Consider the following 24,253-nt stretch of genomic DNA (forward strand, 5'->3'; position numbering starts at 1 on the left):
CTCAGTCCTCAACGCAGTTTCAGGGTGGCAAGGCCGATCAACACTAGGATCACGGTGATGATCCAGAAGCGCACGATCACGCGCGGCTCGGGCCAGCCTTTAAGTTCAAAGTGGTGATGGATCGGCGCCATGCGGAACACGCGCTTGCCGGTCAGCTTGAAGCTGGCGACCTGGATGATCACCGACAGGGTTTCCACCACAAAGATGCCGCCCATGATGAACAGCACCACTTCCTGACGGACGATCACCGCGATGGTGCCCAGGGCCGCGCCAAGCGCCAGCGCGCCGACATCGCCCATAAACACTTGCGCCGGGTAGGTGTTGAACCAGAGGAAACCGAGACCCGCACCGACCAGGGCGGCGCAGAACACAATCAGCTCACCCGCGCCCGGCACATAGGGAATAAACAGGTATTCGGCGAACTTCACGTTGCCCGACAGGTAGCAGAAGATCCCCAGCGCGCCGCCGACCATCACGGTAGGCAAAATGGCCAGGCCGTCGAGGCCATCAGTCAGGTTGACCGCGTTACTCGAGCCGACGATGACGAAGTAGGTCAGCACCACGAAGCCCAAGCCCAGCTCCAGACTGAAGTCCTTGAGCATCGGCAGAATCAGGGTGGTTTCCACCGGACTCTGCGCAGTCATATAAAGGAAGAACGCGGCACCCAGGCCAAACACCGATTGCCAGAAGTATTTCCAGCGGCTCGGCAGCCCTTTGGAGTTTTTCTCGATCACCTTGCGGTAGTCATCGACCCAGCCGATAGCGCCAAACAGCAAGGTTACTGCCAGCACGACCCAGACATAACGGTTGGACAGATCAGCCCAGAGCAGGGTGCTGACGGCGATGGCCGAGAGAATCAGCGCGCCGCCCATGGTCGGCGTACCCTTTTTCGACAAATGCGACTGCGGGCCGTCGTTGCGCACCGACTGGCCGATCTGGCGAATCTGCAGGGTGCGGATCATCCACGGGCCGAGCCACAGCGACAGGGCCAGCGCCGTCAGCACACCCAAGATGCCGCGCAGTGTCAGGTACTGAAACACTGCGAAACCCTTGTGGAACTGTTGCAGGTATTCCGCCAGCAGCAGCAGCATTAGTGAATCTCCCCGGATGTGCCACACAGCGCCGCGACGACTTTTTCCATCGCCGCACTGCGTGAACCTTTAATTAGAAGGGTGGTGTCGCCCTGCTCGCCTTGCAGCGCAGCAATCAGGCTGGCCTGGTCGGCAAAATGCCGAGCTGCCGCGCCAAATTCGGCCACTGCATGAGCCATCTGTGGGCCCACGGCATACAACGCATCAACCTTACCCACGGCATAGCTGCCGACCTGACGATGGCCCTGCTCGGCCCACTCGCCCAGCTCACCGATATCGCCCAGCACCAGCACGCGGCGGCCAGGGAAACCGGCGAGGATATCGATGGCGGCGCAGACAGATGCCGGGTTGGCGTTGTAGCTGTCGTCGATCACCCGCAAACCGTTCGGCGCAATCTGCGCAACGGCGCGACCTTTGACCGGCTGCAGGCTTTCCAGCCCAGCCTTGATCGCCGCAGGGGCAAGGCCCAGCGCCAGGGCAGCAGCGGAGGCGGCCAGGGCATTGGCTACATTGTGTTCGCCGAGCAGGTTGAGCTGAATGCGTGCCTGACCGCTGGCGCAATGCAGGGTAAAGGCTGAGCAGCCACGGGCGTCGCGAGTCAGTTCGCTTGCATAAACGTCAGCAGCTGAATTGCGCAGGGCGAAGCTGCTGACCGCACGGCCCTGGGCGCGTTGCTGCCAGATAGCGAAAGCACTGTCGTCAAGATTGAGCACGGCCACGCCGCTGTCGCTCAGGCCTTCGAGGATTTCGCCCTTGGCCTGGACAATCTTTTCTGGGCCGCCGAACTCGCCGACATGAGCGTTACCAGCATTGTTGATAATGGCCACCTGCGGCTGGGTCAGGCCGACGGTGTAGGCGATTTCGCCGATATGGTTGGCACCCAGCTCAATCACTGCGGCGACATGCTCAGGGGCCAGTTCAAGCAGGGTCAGCGGCGCGCCGAGGTCGTTATTCAGGTTGCCACGGGTGGCCAGCACCGGACCTTGCAGACCCTCGCGCAGGATGCTGGCGAGCATTTCCTTGACGGTGGTCTTGCCGCTGGAGCCGGTAATCGCCACCACAGGCGCGTTGAACGCCTGACGATTGAGCGCACCCAACTGACCCAGGGCCAGACGGGTATCGGCGACCAGCAGTTGCGGCAGCGGCGCACCCGCCACTTCACGCTCGACCAGTGCCGCCACAGCACCTTTGCTGGCAACTTCAGCCAGGTAGTCATGACCATCAAAGCGCGGACCGGCCAGGGCGACGAACAGCTGGCCCGGCTGAATCGCCCGACTGTCGCTGCTAACTGCGCTGAATGTCACATCGACACCGATCACCCGGGCGCTCAATGGGCCAGCCACTTCGCTCAACCGCAGCGACTTAAGCATGCGCCACCTCCCATGCGGCCAAAGCGTTGGCCGCTTCGACCAGGTCGGAGAAGGGCTGACGCACGCCGTTAATTTCCTGATAGTCCTCATGCCCCTTACCGGCCAGCACCAGTACATCATCGGCAGACGCGCTGGCGATTAGCTGAGCAATCGCCTGACCACGGCCATGGACGAACTGCACGGCCTCAGGTGTAACGAAGCCAGCGCGAATGTCACTGAAAATCTTTGCCGGCGCTTCGGTGCGTGGATTGTCATCGGTGACCAGCACCGCATCGGCCAGACGCTCAACCACCGCGGCCATCAGCGGGCGCTTACCGTTATCACGGTCGCCACCACAGCCGAACAGGCACAGCAGGCGGCCTTTAACATGCGGACGCAGGGCTTCGAGAACTTTTTCCAAAGCATCCGGAGTGTGTGCGTAGTCCACCACCACCAGCGGCTGCTTGCCGCCACCCAAGCGCTGCATACGGCCGATGGGGCCTTGCAGCTGTGGCAGCACCTGGAGAATTTCATCCAGTGGGTAATCCAGCCCCAGCAGCGTGCCGACCACTGCCAGTAGGTTGCTCAGGTTGAAGCGCCCGAGCAGTGAGCTGCGCAGGCTACCTTCGCCGCGCGGGGTGACCAGCGTGGCGCGCACGCCTTGCTCGTCAAACTGCGCATCGCGGCAATATAGATAGGCTTCGGCATCGCTCAGGCTGTAGCTGATCAGGCGCGACTCGTGCTCGGCAGCTGCCAGCTCACGGCCAAAGGCATCGTCCAGGTTGAGCACCCGGCAACGCAGGCCCGACCAGGCAAACAACGCGGCTTTCGCCTCGGCGTAGGCTTGCATCGAGCCGTGATAGTCAAGGTGATCACGGGACAGGTTGGTCAGCACCGCCACATCAAATGCCAGCGCCGCAACGCGGCCCTGGTGCAGACCGTGGGACGACACCTCCATCGCCACCGCGCGCGCGCCGGCGTTTTTCATGTCCGCCAATGTCGCCTGCACGCCGATCGGATCCGGCGTGGTATGACGGCCCTGTTCCAGAGCACCGTAGAAGCCATTACCAAGGGTGCCGACGATGCCGCAGCGCTCGCCCAGCAGGTCCAGAGCTTGTGCCAACAACTGGCTGACGCTGGTCTTGCCGTTGGTGCCCGTAATACCGATCAAATGCAGGCCACGGCTTGGCTCGCCATAGAAGCGCCCAGCAATCGCCGACAGCTGATTGGCCAGCCCCTTGAGCGCGACCAATTCAGCGCTGTGCGCGGTCATCACCGCAGCACCTTCGGCTTCATAAGCCACGGCGGCGGCGCCACGGGCAACCGCATCAGCGATGTGCACGCGCCCATCCTGCTGGTTGCCGGGCACGGCCAGAAACAGGTCACCCGGACGCACCTTGCGGCTGTCCAGGGTCAATTCACGAATCAGTGTCGAGCTGGCGGCTTGCGGCAGTAACTGATTAAGGGGCATGGGCATCAGATACGCCCTCCTTTAACGGGTGCGGCAGCGGCGGTTTCGACCTTCACGGCTTCAGGTGCTGGCAGATTATCCGGGGCGACATTCATCAAGCGCAGTGCGCCAGCCATGACCTTGCCGAACACCGGAGCAGAAACCAGGCCACCGTAGTAGCCCCCTTCGCTCGGCTCGTCGATCATGATTACGGCGGCAATACGCGGGTTATCGATTGGCGCAACGCCGGCGAAGAATGAGCGATACGCCTTGTCGACATAGCCCTTGCTGCCGGTTGCGGCTTTACGTGCGGTGCCGCTTTTGCCGCCGACGTGGTAGCCCGGCACCTTGGCCCGCGCGCCGCCGCCGCCCGGTTCTTCAACCACGGACTGGAGCATGCCGAGCACGGTCTTCGCGATCTGCTCGTCAATGACTTGGGTAGTAACCGGCTGGCGATCCAGGCGCACCATCGACAGGTTTACGTTCTTGCCGTCGTTGCCCAGCACCGAGTAAGCGTGCGCCAGTTGCACGGCGGTCACCGAGAGGCCATAGCCGTAAGCCAGAGTAGCGGTCTCGGCCTGTTTCCAGACGCGGTAGTTGGGCAGGTTGCCAACGCGCTCGCCGGGGAAGCTCAGACCCGTGTCCTGGCCCAGGCCGACTTGCTGCATCACGGCGTAAATCGGCTCGGCGCCGATATCGAAGGCCACCTTGCTGATGCCGACGTTGCTCGACTTCATCAGAATCTGGGTGAGGTTAAGCACACCGCCGCGCGACACGTCACGAATGGTGTAACGACCGATACGCAGACTGCCGGGGGCGGTGTCTACGGTCATTTCCGGGGTCCAGCGACCAGAGCCGAGGGCGGCAGCGATGGAGAACGGCTTAACGGTCGACCCCGGCTCAAACACGTCGATCATCGCGCGGTTGCGCATAGCAGCCGGCTGCAAGTTACGGCGATTGTTCGGGTTGTAGGTCGGCTGATTGACCATGGCCAGCACTTCACCGGTCTGCACATCGAGTAGCACCAGGCTGCCGGCTTTGGCACCGAACTCGGTCACGGCGTTGCGCAGCTCGCGGTGTGCGAGGTATTGCAGGCGCAGGTCAATCGACAATGCCAAGGCCTTACCGGCCTTGGCATTCTGAGCTACCTGGACGTCTTTGATCAGCCGCCCGCGGCGATCCTTGAGCACCTGGCGCTTACCGGGCACGCCAGCCAGCCAATCCTCGAAGGCCAGTTCCATGCCTTCACGGCCACGGTCATCAATGTCGGTAAAGCCCACCACATGGGCAGCCACCTCACCTGCAGGGTAGAAGCGGCGGAATTCTTCAATGCCATACACGCCGGGCACTTTCAGGTCGAGAATACGCTGACCCTGCTCAGGCGTCAGCCCGCGCACCAGGTACATGAACTCGCGCTCGTGTGCAGCCGCCAGGCGTGCGGAAAATGTCTTGGGGTCCTGCCCAAGGGCTGCCGCCAAGACATCCCACTTGGCCTTACCGCTCTGCAGTTCCTTGCCATTAGCCCACAGGGTGGTCACCGGGGTACTGACAGCCAAAGGCTCGCCATTACGGTCGGTAATCAAACCGCGATGCGCCGGAATCGGGATATGCCGCACGCTGCGCGCGTCGCCATGGGCCTGCAGAAAGCTCTGATCGAACACTTGCAGGTCGACAATACGCCAGGCAATCGCGCCCACCATCAGTGCCAGTAGCAGCAGCACCAGACGGAAACGCCAAGGGTAGAGTGCACCTTCAAGGCCCATCATGGCGCCACCATCCGCACTTCGGCGGCATCAGGGATACGCATGCTTAGGCGCTCAGTGGCCAGGGCTTCGATACGGTTGTGCGCGGTCCAGGTGCTTTGCTCGAGGATCAAGCGCCCCCATTCAGCCTGCGCTTTGTCGCGCACACTGAGCTCGGCATACAGTTCATTAAGCAGCTGACGGTTCCAGTGCGCGCTGTAGGAAACGCCCACCGCAGATACCAGCACAGCCACAAACAACAGCAGCATCAGCAGACTGCCGCCGGGCAATGGCTTGGCGAATAGCGCACTCATCGCACTTTCTCTGCAATGCGCATCACCGCACTGCGCGAACGCGGGTTGGCTGCGAGCTCGGCTTCGGAGGCAAATACCGGCTTACCAATCAATTTCAAGCGTGGTTCGAAGGCTTTCGGGATGATCGGCAGATCGCGCGGCAGCTTGTCCATCTCACCCTTGGCATGCTTGCGCATAAAGAGTTTGACGATGCGATCTTCCAGCGAGTGGAAGCTGATCACCACCAGGCGGCCGCCCACTTCGAGGTTCTCCAGAGCGGCTTCAAGGCCGCTTTCCAGATCACCCAATTCATTGTTGATGTAGATGCGCAGGCCCTGGAAGGCGCGAGTTGCCGGATTCTTGCCCTTTTCCCAGGCCGGATTGGCGACGGTCAGCACCTGAGCCAGGTCGGCGGTGCGGGTAAACGGCTGCTCGGCGCGGCGCAACACCACGGCACGGGCCATGCGCTTGGCAAAGCGCTCTTCGCCGTACTCTTTGAAGACCCGCGCGATTTCTTCTTCGGCGGCGCTGGCAATAAAGTCGGCGGCGCTAACGCCCGCATCCGGGTTCATGCGCATATCCAGCGGGCCGTCATTCATAAAGCTGAAGCCGCGCTCGGCGTCATCCAGCTGCGGCGACGACACACCGAGATCAAGCAGAATGCCGCTGACTTTGCCTGCCAGAGCGCGCTGTACCAATTCGTCACCCAGCTCGGCAAAGCTGCGCTGCACAACGACAAAGCGGCCGTCTTCGGCCGCCAGCGCATTCCCTGTCGCGATTGCCAGGGGATCCTTGTCAAACCCCAGCAAGCGACCGTCTGGCCCGAGCTTTTCCAAAATCAGCCGGCTATGCCCGCCACGCCCGAAGGTGCCATCCAGGTAGCAACCGTTCGCGCGCACAGCCAGCCCTTCGACAGCCTCGTCGAGTAGCACGGTGATGTGGCGGAAATTGCTGGTCATGGTCACAGGATCAGGTCACGTAGGTCGTCAGACAAAGCACCCGGTTGCTTGATCGCGGCCAGATCGGCATCGGCCACAGCATTCCAGGCATCTTCATCCCACAGTTGGAATTTATTGAGTTGGCCGACCAGCATCGCGCGCTTGTCCAGCTTGGCGTACTCGCGCAGACGTGGCGGCACCAGGAAACGACCACTGGCATCCAGCTCAAGGTCAACAGCGTTGCCGATCAGCAAACGCTGCAGGCGGCGGTTTTCTTCACGGAAGGAGGCGAGTTCGCGGAGCTTGGCTTCAATCAGCTCCCACTCGGACAGTGGATAGACACACAGGCAGGGGTCAATGGCATCAATCGTGACGATAAGCTGGCCGGCGCAGCGCGACACAAGCTCGTCCCGATACCGACTTGGCATCGCGAGTCGCCCTTTGGCGTCGAGACTGATGGCGTTTGCTCCGCGAAACACGATCGCGTTTCCCCTTTTTATTAGCTATCCGTGCCTAAGAAACCCACTTTGTGCCACTTCTTACCACTCGCGCACACTATAGGAACGCACGCCCCCCACCGTCAAGGCACGCTTGGCGGGAAAAATCCTTATAGAACGGCGATTTAGCGAACTTTGAGAGGGGCAAAACGGAGAAATAACGCGAAGAAATGGATATAAAAATGAGCATATGCAGCGCGTTGAACTACGAAGTTAAAGTAGTTTGTTAAGAGTAAGATTTTTTCGGTCTTAGAAAGGGGGCGAAACAGTGAAGCGGATAAATGAGGAAGGTGGAGAGTCGATCTGTAAGCCGGGTTCTGTCGAGGACAGTCATTCCTCTACGACGTACATCACTGCACGCCTTTAGCAACCTACCCGGTTCCAGCGCGGGCCACGCCAATGGAACCCTATTTGGTCTTGCTCCGAGTGGGGTTTGCCTAGCCACGAACTGTTACCAGTCGCGCGGTGCGCTCTTACCGCACCTTTTCACCCTTACCGGCACCGAAGCGCTTAGGCGGTTATTTTCTGTGGCACTTTCCGTAGGCTCACGCCTCCCAGGCGTTACCTGGCACTCCGCCCTATGGAGCCCGGACTTTCCTCCCCCGCATTACGCAGAACGCAACACGGCAGCGACTGTCCGATCGACTCTCCGCGGGCAAGGTTAACGGCACGCGCCCTATAGAACAAGGTTTAAACGTCTTTCTGCTGTTCCAGCGCGACCTGATAGAGCAGGTTCTTGCGCACCCCGGTGATCTCCGCCGCCAGCGCCGCTGCGCGTTTCAGCGGCATTTCCGCCAACAGCAGATTCAACACACGCATGGCTTCGGCACTCACAGCCTCGTCGCCTTCCGGTGCCTGCCAACCCGCGACCAGCACCACACATTCGCCGCGCTGTTGATTACTGTCGGCAGCCACCCAACCGGCCAGCTCAGCCAACGGCATGCCCTTGAGCGTCTCGAAAGTTTTGGTCAGCTCGCGCGCCAGCAATGCGGGGCGCTCATCGCCAAACACCGACTGCATATCCTGCAGGCATTCGAGAATGCGATGCGGCGCCTCATAGAAGATCAGCGTGCGCGGCTCTTCCTTTACCTGCTCCAAGCGCGCGCGTCGTCCTGCCGCCTTGGCGGGCAGAAAACCTTCGAAAATAAAACGATCCGACGGCAAGCCCGCAGCCGACAGCGCGGCAATCAGCGCGCAGGCACCCGGCACTGGAACCACGGCAATGCCAGCAGCGCGCGCCTGGCGCACTAGGTGATACCCAGGATCGGAAATCAGCGGCGTACCGGCATCGGAGATCAGCGCCACATCGTCACCCGCCAACAGCCGCGCGAGAAAACGTCCGCCCTGATCACGCTCGTTATGCTCATGGCAGGCCGCCAGGGGCGTACCGATGCCAAAATGCTGCATCAGGCGTGCGGAATGACGGGTGTCTTCGGCAGCAATCAGAGCCACGCTGCGCAGGATAGTGAGCGCGCGCGTGCTGATGTCATCCAGGTTGCCAATGGGTGTAGCAACCACATAAAGACTGCCTAAAGGCGAATTCGCAGCAGCGGAAGTGGTCACAGCACAGGCCTCTTAAATCAGCAAAGCGCGCATTGTAGCCCGTTTCCAACCTTCGACATCGCGTCACCCGGCGGGCTTGGGTACAATTCGACGCTCAATTTGATCAAGTATCAGGAACGCTTACATGATCGCCTGCCTGCGCCCCATCTCTATTCTCTGCCTTGCCGGCCTGCTCGCCGCCTGCGCCAGCCAGCCCTCATCGACCCTGGGCGAGTTGCCGCGCACGCCGCAAGCCAACATTGAACAGCTGCTGCAACAAGCAGCCGAAAGCCCCATCGAGCAAGCCGCAGCACTACGCTTGTCGGCGGCAGACCTGGCCTATAAGCAGAAGGATTTAGCCCGCGCCAGCAGCATTCTGGAGCAAGTGCAACTGGAAAGCCTGAAGCCCGCCCAGCAGATCTACGCCAGCACCCTGCGCGCAGAGCTGGACATGAGCCGCAACAAACCCAAGGCTGCCCTGCGCGCCCTCAGCCACCCGAGCATGGAACGTCTCGGCGAGCTACCAGTTGAACAACAGGTACGCAGCCAGCTGGTACGCGCGAACGCCCTGCAGGCCACCGGGCAAGTCCTGGCCGCAGCGCGCGAGCGCGCCTATATCGCGCCACTGCTCAGTGGTGCCAGTGCCAGAGACAACCAGGAAACCATCTGGGCACTGGTTTCCAGCCTGCCACAAGGCGAACTGCAAGCCAGCGGCGATGCTGACCTCGACGGCTGGCTGGAGCTGGCCCGTGCATCCAAGAGCGCTGGCACCCTGGAGCAGCAGCAAAGCGCTATTGATGCCTGGGTTGCAGCCAATCCGCAGCACCCTGCCGCGCAGCAACTGCCGCAGGCGCTGGTCGAGCTGAAAAAGCTGTCCAGCCAACCGCTGACGGAGATCGCCTTGCTGCTGCCACAAGATGGTCAACTGGCCAGCGTGGCTCGCGCTCTGCGCGACGGCTTCCTGGCAGCCCACTATCAAGCGCAGCAAGCCGGGCAGAACCCACCGAACATTCAAATTTTTGACAGCTCGCGCATCGGCTCCATGGACGCTTTCTACACCCAGGCCCAAGCCAGTGGCGTGCAGCTAGTGATCGGTCCGCTGGAGAAAAACCTGGTCAGCCAGCTAAGCAGCCGTGAACAGTTGCCCATCACAACTCTAGCGTTGAATTACAGCGAAGGCAGCCAGGAAGGCCCTGCACAACTGTTCCAATTCGGCCTAGCAGCCGAGGACGAAGCCCGCGAAGTCGCCCGCCGCGCCTGGGCAGACGGCATGCGCCGCGCTGTAGCACTGGTACCCAACGGTGAATGGGGCGACCGCGTGCTCGCCGCTTTCCGCCAAAGCTGGCAAGCCCAGGGCGGCACATTGATTGCAGCCGAACACGTTGATCAGCCGGTCGAACTAGCCCGACAGATCGCCGACCTGTTCCAACTTCGCGAAAGTGAAGCGCGCAGCAAGCGCCTGCAGAGCACACTGGGCACTTCGGTGGCCGCGGCTCCATCACGCCGCCGTGATGTCGACTTCATCTTCCTCGCTGCCACACCGCAGCAGGCTCAGCAGATCAAACCGACGCTGGCCTTCCAGTACGCCGGTGATGTGCCGGTGTATGCCACGTCGCACTTGTTTACCGGCACCTACAACCAGGCGCAGTACATCGACCTCAACGGCATCATGTTCTGCGAAACCCCATGGCTACTCAATGTCAACGATCCGCTGCGCCAACAAGCCAGTACACAGTGGCCTCAAGCTGGTGGCAGCCTCGGTCGCCTGTATGCCATGGGCGCCGACGCCTACCTGCTGGCGCCACGCCTCAATCAGCTAAAAGCCCTGCCCGATACCCGCCTGCAAGGCCTGTCCGGCAATCTGAGCCTGAACCCGAGCCAGCGCATCGAACGGCAACTGCCCTGGGCCGAGTTCCGTGACGGCCAGGTTCAACCGCTTCCCGACAGCATCAATTGAGCGAGCGCATCAGCACGCAACAACGCGGAGACGCTGCCGAGGCACAAGCCCGGCAGTATCTTGAACAACATGGTTTGCGCCTGCTTGCACAGAACTGGCGCTGCCGTGTCGGCGAGCTCGATCTGGTCATGCTCGACGCCGATACAGTAGTATTCGTAGAAGTTCGCTATCGGCGCCATAGCGCCTGGGGCGGCGCGGCCGAGAGCGTGGATGCACGTAAACGTGAGAAACTCAGTCGCGCCGCTCAGCACTTTCTGCAACAAGAAGCACGCTGGGCCAAGTACCCATGCCGTTTTGATGTGATTGCCATAACCGCCGACAGCCAAGCCCCCGCGCAACTGGACTGGATTCAAAACGCCTTTGATACCTGAACAGAAGCCACACTGAAGGTTAGACCCCTAATGGACATGCAAGCCCGTATTCGCCATCTGTTCCAAGCCAGCATTGAAACCAAGCAGCAGGCCATGGAAGTGCTCATCCCCTTCATCGAGCAGGGCAGCCAGGCCATGGTTCAGGCACTGCTGAGCGAAGGCAAGATCCTTTCCTGCGGTAACGGCGGCTCAGCCGGCGATGCCCAGCACTTTTCCTCGGAGCTGCTCAACCGCTTCGAGCGTGAACGCCCAAGCCTGCCGGCCATCGCACTGACCACTGACAGCTCGACCATCACCTCGATCGCTAACGATTACAGCTACAACGAGGTGTTCTCCAAGCAGATTCGCGCCCTCGGCCAGCCTGGCGACGTGCTCCTGGCCATTTCCACAAGCGGCAACTCCGCCAACGTGATCCAGGCCATCCAAGCCGCTCACGACCGCGAGATGACCGTGGTGGCCCTCACCGGTCGCGATGGCGGCGGCATGGCGTCACTGTTGCTGCCGGAAGACGTGGAAATCCGCGTACCTTCAAAAGTCACCGCACGCATTCAGGAAGTCCACTTGCTGGCCATCCACTGCCTGTGCGACCTGATCGACAGCCAACTGTTTGGGAGTGAAGAATGACCCGCTCACCATTAATCCTCGCCGCTTTGGCGCTGACCCTTGCGCTGGCCGGCTGCGGCAATCGCAGCGTCGGCAACAAGATCGATGACCAGTTTATTCCCTCGGAAGTCAGCTCCAGCGTGGCACGCGCGCACATCGACCTGACCAGCCCGACCTCACACATCATCGTCACCAGCTACAACGGTGTGGTGCTCCTGGCCGGCCAGACACCGCGCAACGAGCTCAAAGGCATGGCTGAGCAAGCTGCTCGCCGAGTCGGCAATGTGAAAAAGGTGCACAACGAACTGCAGGTCCTGCAGCCCACCTCTCTTCTTGTACGCAGCAATGACTCATTGCTGACCAGCCGCATCAAAACCCAGATGCTGGCGGACAGCGCTGTGCCAGGTACACGTATCAAGGTGATCACCGAAAATGGCATCGTCTACATGCTCGGCCTGGTCTCGCAAGCGGAAGCCAGTCATGCCACCAACTTGGTGCAGAGCGTCTCTGGGGTGCAGAAAGTCGTGAAGCTGTTCGAGTACACCAACTGATCGCCCTACAGCCGACCTGAATAGCAGCAATAAAAAAGGCGATCCTCGGATCGCCTTTTTTATGTTTACTTAACCACTTTAAGACTGGGCCTGCCGCTGGGGCGTGGCGGCTCATCATCCGGAGGGCTTTGCTCATCCGGATCGTCGATCTCGCCACCCTCAAGCATCGATGACTCGGCATCAAACACCATGCCCTGACCATTCTCCCGCGCATAAATCGCCAGTACCGCAGCCGCAGGGATATACAGGCTTTGCGGCACGCCGGAAAAACGCCCCTCAAAGCTCACGGCCTCATTGTCCATGTGCAAATTGCGCACGGCGGTCGGCGAGACATTCAGAACTATCTGACCATCGCTGGCAAAGCCGGTAGGCACTTGCACCCCGGCAAATTCGGCATTGACCAGTAAATGCGGGGTGCAGTCGTTGTCCACGATCCACTCATAGAGGGCACGAACCAGATAAGGACGACTCGACTTCATCACTACCTCCTCGGGTTAACGCATATCACGTTCGACAGGCGACAGACTGGCCTGGAACGCTTCACGAGCAAACTGACGATCCATGTAGTCCAGCAAAGGCTTGGCCGGCTTTGGCAACTCTATCCCCAGAATCGGCAAACGCCAAAGAATCGGCAGCAGACAGCAGTCCACCAGACTCAATTCATCACTGAGGAAATACGCCTTATCGGCAAACAACGGCGACACCCCTGTCAGGCTCTCACGCAGCTCCTTGCGCGCGAGGGCACGGGCCGGCTCTTTGCTACGCGAATCGAGGATCAGGTCCACTTGCGCGCACCAGTCACGCTGAATGCGATGGATCAACAGACGGCTATTGGCACGCGCAACCGGGTACACCGGCAACAACGGTGGATGCGGGTAGCGCTCATCCAGGTATTCCATTACCACAGTCGACTCATACAGTGCCAAATCGCGGTCCACCAAGGTCGGCAGGCTGGCATAAGGGTTAACCTCAAGCAGCTTGGCCGGATAACGACCTTTTTCGATACTGATGATCTCGGCGCTTACACCCTTCTCGGCGAGCACAATACGTACGCGGTGGGAATAGTGGTCGGCGGGGTCGGAGTAACAGGCCAACCGATTGGTCACGCCCATGGCGGTCCTCCTCGCTTATAAAGTTATGTGAAGCAGAAAGACCTGCGCGCCCAAAGGGGCGCGCAGGTCAACAGCGGAGATGCAACGGATTAATGTATGTCCTTCCAGTACTCGCGCTTGAGCAGATAGGCGAATACGAAGAAGAAGGCAAGATACAGCAGCACGTAGGTGCCGATGCGCTGGCTTTTCAGTTTGACCGGGTTAGCCGAGTAAGCGAGGAAGGTCACCAAGTTCTGGATCTTCTCGTCGAACTCCTCCGGACTCAACGCACCTGTTTTCGGCTCGATGGTCAGCTGATCGCAGGCTTCATGAGTAATCGGCGTGCCAGTCAGTGGATCGAACATCTTCTTGCCGTCTTCGACCACCTGAACCTGCTTGCAACCGATGTACTGGCGACCCTGCAGGCCCACCAGCACGTTCGGCATACCGACGTTCGGGAACACCTTGTTGTTAGCACCCAGCGGACGCGCAGGATCTTCATAGAACGTGCGCAGGTAGGTGTACAACCAGTCATTGCCGCGCACACGCGCAACCAGAGTCAGATCCGGCGGAGCAGCACCAAACCAGGCTTTAGCATCTGCTGGCTTCATACCGATGTTCATGTGCTCGCCAATCTTCGCGCCAGTAAACACCAGGTTGTTCAGCATGATTTCATGCGGAACGCCCAGGTCGTCTGCAACACGCTCATAGCGCTGGTATTGCGCAGAATGGCAACCCATGCAGTAGTTCGCGAAGGTACGCGCACCATCTTGCATGGCTGCTTTATCGGTCAGGTCGATTTCCACTTTATCCAGTGGATAACCACTACCAGCACCCAGAGCCAGGGCCGGCATTGCAGCAATTACGAGTGCAGCAAATAGCTTTTTCATCAGCCAGTCACCCTTTCCGGAACCGGTTTGGTCTTCTCGAGTTTGGTATAGAACGGCATCAGGATGAAGTACGCGAAGTACAGGAAAGTACAAACCTGCGACAGCAACGTACGGCCTGGTGTCGGCGCCAGTACACCCAGCACACCCAGAATCACGAAAGACACACAGAAGATCAGCAACCAGACCTTGCTCATCCAGCCCTTGTAGCGCATCGATTTAACCGGGCTACGATCCAGCCACGGCAGCACGAACAGCACTGCAATAGCCGCACCCATGGCAATTACACCCAGCAGTTTGTCCGGCACCGCACGCAGAATCGCGTAGAACGGAGTGAAGTACCAAACAGGGGCAATGTGTTCAGGCGTCTTGAATGGGTTAGCGGCTTCGAAGTTCGGCTTCTCGAGGAAATAACCACCCATTTCTGGGAAGAAGAAGATCACGAAGCAGAAGATAAACAGGAACACCACCACACCGACGATATCTTTCACGGTGTAGTAAGGATGGAAGGCGATGCCGTCGAGCGGAATGCCGTTCTCGTCTTTCTTCTTCTTGATATCAACGCCGTCTGGGTTGTTCGAACCAACTTCGTGCAACGCCAGAATGTGCAGCACCACCAAACCGAGAATCACAATCGGCAGGGCCACCACGTGCAGGGCGAAGAAGCGGTTCAGCGTGATCCCGGAAATCAGGTAGTCACCGCGAATCCACTGAGTCAGGTCCGCACCGATCACTGGGATGGCACCGAACAGCGAGATGATTACCTGGGCACCCCAGTAGGACATCTGGCCCCACGGCAGCAGGTAGCCCATAAAGGCTTCTGCCATCAGCATCAGATAGATCAGCATGCCGAAGATCCACACCAACTCACGCGGTTTCTGATAGGAACCGTAGAGCAGGCCGCGGAACATGTGCAGGTACACCACCACGAAAAACGCTGAAGCGCCGGTGGAGTGCAGGTAGCGCAAGATCCAGCCGTACTCCACGTCACGCATGATGTACTCGACCGAGGCAAATGCCTGTTCAGCCGAAGGCGTGTAACTCATGGTCAGCCAGACACCCGTAACGATCTGGTTAACCAGCACCAGCAGTGCCAGGGAGCCAAAAAAGTAGAAGAAGTTGAAGTTCTTTGGCGCGTAATACTTGGAGAGATGGTCTTCCCACATTTTGGTCGCGGGAAAGCGCGCATCGACCCATTCCATGAATTTGCTCATCATGCTTTCTCCTGATCCACACCGATGATGATCACATCATCCGACTCATACGTGTGCGGCGGCACCGGCAGGTTCAGGGGCGCAGGCTGAGCCTTGTACACGCGGCCAGCCAGGTCATAGCGCGAACCGTGGCAGGGGCAGAAGTAACCACCAACCCAGTCAGCACCCAGATCAGCAGGTGCAACTTCCGGACGGAAAGACGGTGCACAACCCAGATGGGTGCACAGACCTACCAGCAACAGCACTTCCGGCTTGATCGAACGGGTTTTGGGGTCGACATAACTTGGCTGCTCAGACGCCTTGGAATCGAAGTCAGCCAGCTGGCCCTCGATTTTTACCAAGTTACTGAGGATTTCCTCGGTACGGCGCACGATAAACACCGGCTGCCCCCGCCATTCAGCAACCATCTGCTGGCCAGGCTCAATTTTGCTGACGTTCACCTTCACGGGTGCTCCGGCAGCTTTAGCCTTGGCGCTTGGGAACCAGGACCCTACGAACGGGACCGCGGCACCCACCGCTCCTGCAGCGCCCACCACAGAGGTGGCCGCTACTAGAAAGCGACGCCGGCCTGCATTCACGCCGTCATTGCTCATTCAGTCGTCTCCCATCAGCTTTATGGCCTGTTGGTCAGGCCTATACTAGGTAAAAATCGAGTCGCGCAAAAAATTTGCCAAATGGTAAAGAAAAGCCCCTCTACTGACAAGGTAATTACCCAGCCAGAGCGGACTCAACCCCTTACAAATCACGGCGTGCACGGATGCGGCATGATGCCGCAGAGCAAATAATCGCCCACAAAAAACGCCCAGCTCCGAAAGGAAACTGGGCGTTTTCGTGAACGCAGGTAGCGAATTAACGCTTGGAGTACTGCGGACGCTTACGCGCTTTACGCAGACCAACCTTCTTACGCTCAACTTCACGGGCGTCGCGAGTCACGAAGCCAGCTTTACGCAGTGCAGGACGCAGAGCCTCGTCGTAGTCCATCAGGGCGCGAGTGATGCCGTGGCGGATTGCGCCAGCCTGACCACTTACACCGCCACCGATTACGGTAACGAAGATATCGAACTTCTCGGTCATCTCAACCAGTTCCAGCGGCTGACGAACTACCATGCGTGCAGTTTCGCGACCGAAGAAACCATCAAGAGTGCGATTGTTGATGGAGATTTTGCCAGTGCCCGCACGCAGGAAAACGCGAGCGGTTGCAGTCTTGCGACGGCCAGTGCCGTAATTTTGAGTCGCCGACATAATGAACTATTCCGTTAAAACTTCAGTTCTTGGGGCTGCTGAGCAGTGTGAGGGTGAGCAGCGCCCGCGTACACTTTCAGCTTACGATACATGTCGCGACCCAGCGGGTTCTTCGGCAGCATGCCTTTAACCGCGGTCTCGATCACGCGCTCAGGGGCTTTAGCGATCAGCTTCTCGAAGTTGATCGACTTGATGCCGCCCGGGAAACCGGAGTGGGAGTAGTACATCTTGTCAGTGGTCTTGGCACCGGTAACGCGAATCTGCTCAGCGTTGATGATGACGATGTAGTCACCAGTATCAACGTGCGGAGTGTATTCAGGCTTGTGCTTGCCACGCAGACGGCTTGCAACTTCGGTAGCCAGACGACCCAGGGTCTGACCTGCAGCGTCGACGACAAACCAGTCGCGCTTAACTGTTTCCGGTTTAGCAGTAAAAGTTTTCATTCTTTATAGCCTCAGGGGCCGCCCTGATAAATAAGACGGCGGATCTTACTGAATAGTGCGTACTTTGACAAGTCAAAGGCAGCCGAAAACAGGCGCTATCGGGGGCTCGGGTCAGCGCGTCCGTAATACGGCAAGATTCTTCGGCAGGCGGCGCATCACTTCCACTGCAGAAAGAGGTGCGCAATTATGCAGATTGCGCGGAGAATTTCAACACGATTATGCCGACCCGCTTTTCTTAAGGAGCTAGCAATGGATTACCGTCAACTCGGCCGCACCGATCTCAAGGTCAGCAGCCTGTGCCTGGGCACCATGACCTGGGGCGAACAGAACAGCTCTAGCGAGGGCTTCGCCCAGATCGAACGCGCCAAGGCCTACGGGGTAAATTTCATCGATACCGCCGAGATGTACCCGGTACCGCCACGCGCCGAAACCTACAGCAAGACCGAACAAATCATCGGTGACTACTTCAAAAAGCGCGGTGATCGTGCCGACTGGGTGCTGGCCAGCAAGATCGCCGGCCCTGGCAATGGCATCGGCTATATCCGCGACGGTCAACTCAAACACAACCGCGCGCATATCGCCCAAGCGCTGGATGCCAGCCTAAAACGCCTGCAAACCGACTGGATCGACCTCTATCAACTGCACTGGCCGGAACGCCCGACCAATTTCTTCGGCCAGCTCGGCTACCGCCATCAGGACAACGACTTCACCCCACTGGAGGAAACCCTCGAAGCCCTGGATGAACAGGTCAAGGCCGGCAAGATTCGCCATATCGGCCTGTCCAATGAAACGCCCTGGGGCACCATGACGTTCCTGCAGCTGGCCGAACAACGTGGCTGGCCGCGCAGCGTATCGATCCAGAACCCCTACAACCTGCTCAACCGCAGCTTCGAAGTGGGCCTGGCAGAAATCGCCATCCGCGAACAATGCGGCCTGCTCGCTTACTCGCCCCTGGCCTTCGGCATGCTCTCCGGCAAGTACGCTGACGGCGCGCGTCCGGCCAATGCGCGAATCAGCCTGTTTAGCCGTTTCACCCGCTACACCAACCCGGAATCGGAAAGTGCCTGCGCACGCTATGTCGCCCTGGCGCGTGAGCATGGCCTGGATCCGGCGCAGATGGCCTTGGCCTTTGTCACCGCGCAACCCTTCGTCACCAGCAACATCATCGGTGCGACCAACCTGGAGCAACTGGACAGCAACCTGGCCAGCAGCGAACTGAAACTCTCTGCCGAGGTGCTAACTGCTATCGAAGCGATACACAAAGCCCAGCCCAACCCAGCCCCCTAATCAGTGCACGAGACATAAAAAAGCCCGGCAATAGCCGGGCTTTTTATTCATCGCTCGATCACAGCGAGCGGGCGATGATCTCTTTCATGATCTCGTTGGTGCCCGCATAGATGCGCTGCACCCGCGCATCGGCCCAGGCGCGCGCCACCGGGTATTCCCACATATAGCCGTAGCCGCCGTGTAGCTGCACGCACTCATCGAGCACCTTGCACTGCAGGTCGGTACCCCAGTACTTGAGCATGGCCGCAGTCGGCACATCCAGCTTGCCCTGCAGATGCAGCTCCAGGCAGCGGTCGACAAACACCCGGCCAATCTGAATTTCCGTGGCCATTTCTGCCAGCTTGAAACGGGTGTTCTGAAAATCACCGATCGGCTTGCCGAAGGCCTTGCGCTCGCGGGTGTACTCCAGGGTCCACTGCAGTGCCGCCTCGGCCGAGGACAGCGCACCGATGCCAACGGTCAGACGCTCCTGCGGCAGCTCCTGCATCAGATAGGCGAAGCCCATACCGGCCTGGCCCAGCAGATTTTCCTTGGGCACGCGCACGTCCTGGAAGAACAACTCGGAGGTGTCCTGGGCCTTCATGCCGACCTTTTCCAGGCGCTTGCCTTTGGAGAAGCCCAGTGTATTAGCCTCGACCAGGAACAGGCTAGTGCCCTTGGCGCCAGCCTTCGGATCGGTCTTGGCCACCACGATTACCAAATCAGCCAGAAAACCGTTGGTGATAAAGGTCTTCGAGCCATTGATCACGTATTCATCACCATCCAGCACCGCGGTGGTTTTTACGCCCTGCAAGTCGGAGCCGGCACCGGGCTCGGTCATGGCGATGGCAGTGACCATCTCTCCAGACACCAGTTTTGGCAGGTAATGCTGTTTCTGCGCCTCGGTGCCGTAATGCAGGATGTAGGGCGCGACGATGTCCGAATGCAGGGAGAAACCGATGCCAGTCAGGCCCAGGCGGCCGACCTCCTCGATCACCACGGTGCTGTAGAGAAAATCCGCGGCCATGCCACCGTACTCTTCCGGGATATGCGAGCAGAGCATTCCCGCCTCCCCCGCCTTGTTCCACAGCGCACGGTCGATATGCCCATCCTTTTCCCATTGATGATGGAAAGGCACGGCTTCCTGCTCAAGGAACTTGCGCACGCTGTCGCGAAACTGTTCGTGTTCGGAGCTGAAAATCGTTCTAGGGATCATGGCAACACCTGCTTGATAGAGCGGTTTTAAAGTGGCCTCGACTTTAGCCAAGCAAACGCTTGGTCACACTGGACACAAGCGCCAAAAAATAAGACGATCCAGCCAGCTCATGACCACTTAGCCTTAATAAGAACAATATATATGCCGAATCCGTCACCAGCGCCGCTGCACCGCGTCAGCATTCTTGCAACCGAGGGTGTGTTTGCCTCGACCCTGATGCAGGCCAAAGACTTCTTCCACATGGCCAGTCTGCGCTACGGCAAACAGCAGGGCCGAGGCCTGACGCCGACCTTTGAAATCCATCTAGTCAGCCCGGACGGCAAGCCCGTGCGCAGTTTCAGTGATGTGCTGATCCCGGTCGACGGCGCACTGGCAGATGCCGACGTGATCATCCTGCCAGCCTTCTGGGATGACTTCGACGCCCTGTGCCAGCGCCACCCGCAAGTGCTCAGCTGGCTGAAACAGCGCCATGCCGCCGGCAGCGCAATCTGCGGCGAAGCCACCGGGGTATTCTGGATGGCCCAGGCCGGCCTACTCGACGGTAAGGAAGCGACCACGTATTGGCGCTTCTTCAACGAGTTTGCCGAGCGCTTCCCCAAGGTACTGCTCAATCAGGAAAAACACCTGTCGGACGCTGACAACCTGTATTGCGCCGGCGGTGTGACCTCCGCCTGTGACCTGTATATCTACTTGATCGAACGCTTCTGCGGCGCCAGCGTGGCCCAGGGTGTGGCCCGCGACATTCTTTATGAAGTGCAACGCAACTACGCCCCCGGCCGCATCGGCTTTGGCGGGCAGAAGCTGCACCACGACATGACCATCCTGCAGATCCAGCAATGGCTGGAAGATCACTTCGCCGACAAGTTCCGCTTCGAAGATGTCGCCCGTGAGCACGGCATGAGCATCCGTAACTTTATGCGGCGCTTCCAAACCGCCACCGGCGATAAACCGCTGCACTACCTGCAACGCCTGCGTATCGAAACCGCCAAGGGGCTACTCAGCGCCACCCGCAAAAGCATCAAGACCATCAGCTATGAAGTGGGTTACGACGATGCCAGCTTCTTCGCCCGTTTGTTCCGTCAGCACACGGAACTGTCACCCAACCAGTACCGCCGACAGTTCCAGCACAAGGACAGCCATGCTTAAGATCGGCACAGCCGCAGGCCCGACGCACTTAAAACCCGCGCAACTCATCCTTGGATGGGTGGGGCGCGGGCGGCAGCACTCTATGATCGGCGCATACCTACAACAATCAGGTCATTGCCATGCGCCGCACACTTATCGCCTTACTTGCCGCCTGCAGCTTCAGCGCTTTCGCCGCTGACAACTGGAAACCCTTCCCCTACGACCAAAGCGCCTACGACTACTCAGGCGACAAACTGCGCCAGGCCTGGCCGCAACTGACACGCGGCTTTGGCGCCAACTACCCCTTCCCCGACGCTGACTGGGTGGTGACTATGGCCACCACGCACCCTCAGGCGCTGGAAAAAACCGTGCTGGCCAACACCGGCTTCACTGGCAAGCCGGAAGAAGCCGAGGTTTACGCGGCCAAGCTGCAGGATGTCTGGCGGTTGATGTTCCGTGGTGATTTCGCCGAGGCAAAGCAACAGGGCCTAGCCTTGGGTGTTGGCGGGCAGATCCCGGCGATGTTTGCCCAGGTGGTGTATGCCATGTTCCTGGTGCCCGACCAGGCCGAGAAGCACAAGCTGCTGGAAGAGGTGATCACTTACACCGACCAGGCCGGCGAGCTGGTTCAGGCCGATACGGTGGCGCAATTCGGCCGGGTGTACGCCAAGGCGCGCCTGGGTGAAGAGCTGTCAGTACCGGTAGTACTCAAGCGCGGCTACACCTCGCAGATTCCTGACGAACTCAAGGCCCTGCTGGCCAAGCACCCGCAACAACCCTTTGCTCTGGCCCTGTATGGCGGCTATGAAGCTGGGGTAATCCGCAAGGTTGGCAAGATGGTCGGACGCATGACCTATGGCGTCAGCGCTGACAACATGGAGAAATACTTCAGCCGCAGCTTCAAGGCCCAGGACAATCTGCCCATCGGCCACTACGAATACGCCAATGCCCTGACCTATGTGTACGGTGACGACGAGCAGGACAAGGCACTGCAACACCTCAAGCGCGCAGTAGCGATCAAGCCGATCAACGCCATGGAAGCCCTGGAAGTGGCTCACGCACAGAAAATGCTCGCCCAATACGAGCAGAAGCTGGCGCAAAACTAAGCCCCACCGAAACGCAAAAAGGCTGCCTCATGGCAGCCTTTTTTGATTTTTGCATCGGCAACTTATTGCTTGGCCCGCTCCAGGGGCTCCAACTGTGCCCACAACGCCTGTGCTTCTTCCGTCAGCATCGAATAGCTGCGGATATCACCGTTACGCTGCGCCTGCATTGCCTCTTCCAACTTGGCACTGTATTGCTTGCGTAGTTTCTTGGCGGGATCGCTTTTAAACAAACCGAACATGCTGTGTGCCTCTGTCGACAAAGAGCCCAGGATAGGTGCCTGTCCAGCTTAATTCAGCCACGCGCCATGGTTGAGACGCAGATGTAACAAGCCGCTAAAAGCATCGTCAGCCAAAGGCGTGATCACGAATTTTCTGCAACGCCAGCGACATCTTCGCGGCGGGCACCCGCTGCAGGTTGCACAGCAGCTCATGGGAAATCTCGGCAATGCCATGGCGCTCACGCAGCAACGCCGCCATAAAGCAGGTCAGGTTGGCCGCCATCTCGGCATCTGCCAGCGCACGGTGCGCCTTGCCAGTATCAGGCAGACCAATCCACTGGTTGAGATTGCCCAGCTTGTGGCTCGGCGCCATCGGTAACAGACGACGCGACAGCAATAAAGAACAGGCAAACGGCTGCACGCGGCGACGGCGAATCAGTCCCAGTTCGGCGTCCCAGAACTTCTGGTCGAAACTGGCGTTATGCGCCAGCAACGGACGATCACCGACAAACTCGGCCACTTCCTGCATCACCTGCGCGGCAGGCGGTGCGGTGCGCAACATGGCGTTGCTGATGCCGGTGAGCTGCTCGATAAACGGCGGCACCCAGGCGCCGCTGTTCATCAGGCTCTGGTAGCGGGCGACGATCTGCCCACCCTCGACGATTACCACACCGATTTCGGTGGCACGCGCCTGCTGGGCCGGCGACATGCCAGTGGTTTCAAAGTCGAGTACGGCGATGGAGTCGGCAAGCATTGCTCAGTTTCTCAGCAGCAGTGCGCCGTCGATCGGCACGTAGCGACTGGCCGCACGCACCAGCGATTGCGCGGTCAAACCTGGCACGCCATAGGCCACCGCGTCGACGCCATAACTGCCGCGAATTTTGTCCAGCAGCAGGTCGAAGTCGCCATCACCGGAGGCCAGCACCACTTCATCGACGCGCGGCGCGGCGTCCATGATATCGATGGTGATGCCGACATCCCAATCACCCTTGGCCGAGCCGTCACTGCGCTGGATAAAGGGTTTGAGTTTTACGGTAAAGCCGAGGTTGCGCAGGATCTGCTGAAACTGCTGCTGCTTCTGATCGCCTCGGTCGATAGCGTAGGCATAAGCTTCGACAATCTGCCCATGCTGACTGATATCGGCCCACAGCGCGGCGTAGTTGAAATGGCAACCATAGGCCTGGCGCACGGTGTAATAGAGGTTCTGTACATCGGCGAATACGGCGATCTTCTTCACCGGTAATCCTCATGGCAGGGCAATAAGCGCCTGGCAGTATGCCAGAAGCAAGGCACTAGCAAAGCCGGCATAAATTGGAGCGCCAGGGGCAATCGGCTAGAGTGGCGACTCTCAGACTCAACACGCGCCCACCATGAATATGACCTCCGCTCTGCGCGACGCCTGGTATTTCTTCAGCCATAACATAGTGGCGATTGCCCGCCTGTGCCTGCCGTTGATCGTGCTCGAAGGTTTGTTGCTGCAGCAGGTCACCAGCCTGGTGGACGCCGAATCTGCCACACTCTGGCGCCTGCTCGCCGGTTTGCTGTTCTACCCGTTATATAGCGCCGCGCTGATTCTATTCCTCGACGCACGCAGCCAAGGCCAGCAGCCGCGCGCCCGCGATCTGCTGGCAGCCAGCCTACGGCTGTGGCCAAGTTTCGCTCTGCTGGCGGGACTCAATACCTTGGCGGTTCTGCTCGGCGCTTCGCTGTTCGTGCTGCCGGGAATCTGGCTGATGGTCAAACTGGCGTTTGCCGAGTACCTGCTGGTGTTGCGCGGTCTGAGCCCGATGAAGGCGCTGCACGAGAGCTTCCAACTGAGCAGCGGTTACTTCTGGCCTATGCTCGGTTGCATCCTGATTGTCATGCTGCCGCTGTGGCTGCTCGACGGCTGGAGTCACTCCAACGAGGTCTTGGCCGACAACGCCCTAGCGAGCCTGCTGCTCGACTGCGCAAGTCGCTTTTTACAACTATTCTCAAGCGTCGTGCTGTTTCGTCTATTTATGCTGCGCAGCGCCCAGCCCGAAGTCGAGTGAACGCCAGCAACACTCAAGGAGGACAGAG

At 59.4% G+C, this 24,253-nt stretch carries 27 protein-coding genes and 1 other RNA gene; 8 read left to right on the plus strand and 20 right to left on the minus strand.

Annotated elements, in window-relative coordinates; translation table 11 throughout:
* Positions 1-8: 8 nt before the first annotated feature.
* The 9 genes from mraY to rsmI form a co-directional block, all read right to left on the minus strand.
* Positions 9-1,091 (minus strand): phospho-N-acetylmuramoyl-pentapeptide-transferase, encoded by a 1,083-nt coding sequence (mraY, locus tag HCI85_RS04765; RefSeq protein ID WP_167142529.1) that lies wholly within the window; start codon positions 1,089-1,091, stop codon positions 9-11.
* Positions 1,091-2,461, minus strand: a complete 1,371-nt coding sequence (locus tag HCI85_RS04770; protein ID WP_167142532.1) for a UDP-N-acetylmuramoyl-tripeptide--D-alanyl-D-alanine ligase — start codon at positions 2,459-2,461, stop codon at positions 1,091-1,093. Before HCI85_RS04770 ends, mraY begins: the two co-directional genes overlap by 1 nt.
* Entirely contained in the window at positions 2,454-3,917 is a 1,464-nt protein-coding gene (locus tag HCI85_RS04775) for a UDP-N-acetylmuramoyl-L-alanyl-D-glutamate--2,6-diaminopimelate ligase (protein ID WP_167142535.1), read from the minus strand. The genes HCI85_RS04770 and HCI85_RS04775 overlap by 8 nt, the downstream gene beginning before the upstream one ends.
* Positions 3,917-5,656 carry a peptidoglycan D,D-transpeptidase FtsI family protein gene (locus HCI85_RS04780; protein ID WP_446730770.1) on the minus strand — a complete coding sequence of 580 codons (1,740 nt, stop codon included), beginning with the start codon at positions 5,654-5,656 and terminating at the stop codon, positions 3,917-3,919. The genes HCI85_RS04775 and HCI85_RS04780 overlap by 1 nt, the downstream gene beginning before the upstream one ends.
* Entirely contained in the window at positions 5,653-5,946 is a 294-nt protein-coding gene (ftsL, locus tag HCI85_RS04785; RefSeq protein ID WP_090249124.1) for a cell division protein FtsL, read from the minus strand. The genes HCI85_RS04780 and ftsL overlap by 4 nt, the downstream gene beginning before the upstream one ends.
* On the minus strand, positions 5,943-6,884 hold the full coding sequence (rsmH, locus tag HCI85_RS04790) for a 16S rRNA (cytosine(1402)-N(4))-methyltransferase RsmH (protein ID WP_169852817.1): 942 nt from the start codon (positions 6,882-6,884) through the stop codon (positions 5,943-5,945). Before rsmH ends, ftsL begins: the two co-directional genes overlap by 4 nt.
* Positions 6,885-6,886: 2 nt before the next feature.
* Complete coding sequence (mraZ, locus tag HCI85_RS04795; protein ID WP_090249128.1) at positions 6,887-7,342, minus strand: division/cell wall cluster transcriptional repressor MraZ; 456 nt, start codon at positions 7,340-7,342, stop codon at positions 6,887-6,889.
* Between the two features lie 308 nt (positions 7,343-7,650).
* An RNA gene (rnpB, locus tag HCI85_RS04800) (RNase P RNA component class A) lies at positions 7,651-8,009 on the minus strand.
* 41 nt (positions 8,010-8,050) lie between these two features.
* Complete coding sequence (gene rsmI / locus HCI85_RS04805) at positions 8,051-8,923, minus strand: 16S rRNA (cytidine(1402)-2'-O)-methyltransferase (protein WP_167142538.1); 873 nt, start codon at positions 8,921-8,923, stop codon at positions 8,051-8,053.
* Between the two features lie 124 nt (positions 8,924-9,047).
* On the opposite strand from rsmI, the gene HCI85_RS04810 reads away from it, so the two are divergent.
* From HCI85_RS04810 to HCI85_RS04825, 4 genes are read left to right on the plus strand one after another with little or no spacing between them, the layout of a single operon-like run.
* Entirely contained in the window at positions 9,048-10,859 is a 1,812-nt protein-coding gene (locus tag HCI85_RS04810) for a penicillin-binding protein activator (RefSeq protein WP_167142540.1), read from the plus strand.
* On the plus strand, positions 10,856-11,230 hold the full coding sequence (locus tag HCI85_RS04815; RefSeq protein ID WP_170048432.1) for a YraN family protein: 375 nt from the start codon (positions 10,856-10,858) through the stop codon (positions 11,228-11,230). Before HCI85_RS04810 ends, HCI85_RS04815 begins: the two co-directional genes overlap by 4 nt.
* Positions 11,231-11,260: 30 nt before the next feature.
* On the plus strand, positions 11,261-11,854 hold the full coding sequence (locus tag HCI85_RS04820) for a phosphoheptose isomerase (protein ID WP_090249136.1): 594 nt from the start codon (positions 11,261-11,263) through the stop codon (positions 11,852-11,854).
* The gene (locus tag HCI85_RS04825; protein WP_160085465.1) at positions 11,851-12,384 is read left to right on the plus strand and encodes a BON domain-containing protein; all 534 of its coding nucleotides are present in this window, start codon (positions 11,851-11,853) and stop codon (positions 12,382-12,384) included. Before HCI85_RS04820 ends, HCI85_RS04825 begins: the two co-directional genes overlap by 4 nt.
* 65 nt (positions 12,385-12,449) lie before the next feature.
* Here HCI85_RS04825 and HCI85_RS04830 read toward each other — a convergent pair whose 3' ends face one another.
* From HCI85_RS04830 to rplM, 7 genes are all read right to left on the minus strand, one after another.
* Complete coding sequence (locus HCI85_RS04830) at positions 12,450-12,863, minus strand: ClpXP protease specificity-enhancing factor (RefSeq protein WP_090249139.1); 414 nt, start codon at positions 12,861-12,863, stop codon at positions 12,450-12,452.
* A 15-nt stretch (positions 12,864-12,878) separates the two neighbouring features.
* Positions 12,879-13,496 carry a glutathione S-transferase N-terminal domain-containing protein gene (locus HCI85_RS04835; RefSeq protein WP_167142543.1) on the minus strand — a complete coding sequence of 206 codons (618 nt, stop codon included), beginning with the start codon at positions 13,494-13,496 and terminating at the stop codon, positions 12,879-12,881.
* 89 nt (positions 13,497-13,585) lie between these two features.
* Entirely contained in the window at positions 13,586-14,365 is a 780-nt protein-coding gene (locus tag HCI85_RS04840) for a cytochrome c1 (RefSeq protein ID WP_167142547.1), read from the minus strand.
* On the minus strand, positions 14,365-15,576 hold the full coding sequence (locus HCI85_RS04845; protein WP_167144272.1) for a cytochrome b: 1,212 nt from the start codon (positions 15,574-15,576) through the stop codon (positions 14,365-14,367). The genes HCI85_RS04840 and HCI85_RS04845 overlap by 1 nt, the downstream gene beginning before the upstream one ends.
* Entirely contained in the window at positions 15,576-16,169 is a 594-nt protein-coding gene (gene petA / locus HCI85_RS04850; protein ID WP_090249148.1) for a ubiquinol-cytochrome c reductase iron-sulfur subunit, read from the minus strand. The genes HCI85_RS04845 and petA overlap by 1 nt, the downstream gene beginning before the upstream one ends.
* Before the next feature lie 256 nt (positions 16,170-16,425).
* Positions 16,426-16,818, minus strand: a complete 393-nt coding sequence (gene rpsI / locus HCI85_RS04855) for a 30S ribosomal protein S9 (RefSeq protein WP_090249150.1) — start codon at positions 16,816-16,818, stop codon at positions 16,426-16,428.
* A gap of 14 nt (positions 16,819-16,832) precedes the next feature.
* Positions 16,833-17,261, minus strand: a complete 429-nt coding sequence (gene rplM / locus HCI85_RS04860) for a 50S ribosomal protein L13 (RefSeq protein ID WP_090249152.1) — start codon at positions 17,259-17,261, stop codon at positions 16,833-16,835.
* A gap of 249 nt (positions 17,262-17,510) precedes the next feature.
* Here rplM and HCI85_RS04865 point away from each other — a divergent pair, with 249 nt between their 5' ends.
* On the plus strand, positions 17,511-18,548 hold the full coding sequence (locus HCI85_RS04865; protein WP_167142550.1) for an NADP(H)-dependent aldo-keto reductase: 1,038 nt from the start codon (positions 17,511-17,513) through the stop codon (positions 18,546-18,548).
* 58 nt (positions 18,549-18,606) lie between these two features.
* Here HCI85_RS04865 and HCI85_RS04870 read toward each other — a convergent pair whose 3' ends face one another.
* A complete protein-coding gene (locus tag HCI85_RS04870) occupies positions 18,607-19,743 on the minus strand; it encodes an acyl-CoA dehydrogenase family protein (protein WP_167142552.1) in 1,137 nt (378 codons plus the stop codon).
* A 240-nt stretch (positions 19,744-19,983) separates the two neighbouring features.
* Here HCI85_RS04870 and HCI85_RS04875 point away from each other — a divergent pair, with 240 nt between their 5' ends.
* Positions 19,984-20,889, plus strand: a complete 906-nt coding sequence (locus tag HCI85_RS04875) for a GlxA family transcriptional regulator (RefSeq protein WP_167144274.1) — start codon at positions 19,984-19,986, stop codon at positions 20,887-20,889.
* Positions 20,890-21,008: 119 nt separating this feature from the next.
* Positions 21,009-21,974, plus strand: a complete 966-nt coding sequence (locus tag HCI85_RS04880; RefSeq protein WP_167142554.1) for a hypothetical protein — start codon at positions 21,009-21,011, stop codon at positions 21,972-21,974.
* Between the two features lie 62 nt (positions 21,975-22,036).
* On the opposite strand, the gene HCI85_RS04885 is transcribed toward HCI85_RS04880, so the two are convergent.
* The 3 genes from HCI85_RS04885 to HCI85_RS04895 form a co-directional block, all read right to left on the minus strand.
* Positions 22,037-22,213, minus strand: coding sequence for a DUF6435 family protein (locus HCI85_RS04885; RefSeq protein ID WP_143003799.1), 177 nt, complete (start codon positions 22,211-22,213; stop codon positions 22,037-22,039).
* Positions 22,214-22,319: 106 nt separating this feature from the next.
* A complete protein-coding gene (locus HCI85_RS04890; protein ID WP_160085473.1) occupies positions 22,320-22,946 on the minus strand; it encodes a 3'-5' exonuclease in 627 nt (208 codons plus the stop codon).
* Between the two features lie 3 nt (positions 22,947-22,949).
* Positions 22,950-23,429: an NYN domain-containing protein gene (locus HCI85_RS04895; RefSeq protein ID WP_167142556.1), complete on the minus strand. Its 480-nt coding sequence runs from the start codon at positions 23,427-23,429 to the stop codon at positions 22,950-22,952.
* A gap of 133 nt (positions 23,430-23,562) precedes the next feature.
* On the opposite strand from HCI85_RS04895, the gene HCI85_RS04900 reads away from it, so the two are divergent.
* Positions 23,563-24,225: a YciC family protein gene (locus HCI85_RS04900; protein WP_167142558.1), complete on the plus strand. Its 663-nt coding sequence runs from the start codon at positions 23,563-23,565 to the stop codon at positions 24,223-24,225.
* Positions 24,226-24,253 lie beyond the last annotated feature (28 nt).

Origin of the sequence: Pseudomonas sp. OTU750018, assembly GCF_011636575.1 — a bacterium.
GTDB classification, from domain to species: domain Bacteria; phylum Pseudomonadota; class Gammaproteobacteria; order Pseudomonadales; family Pseudomonadaceae; genus Aquipseudomonas; species Aquipseudomonas peli.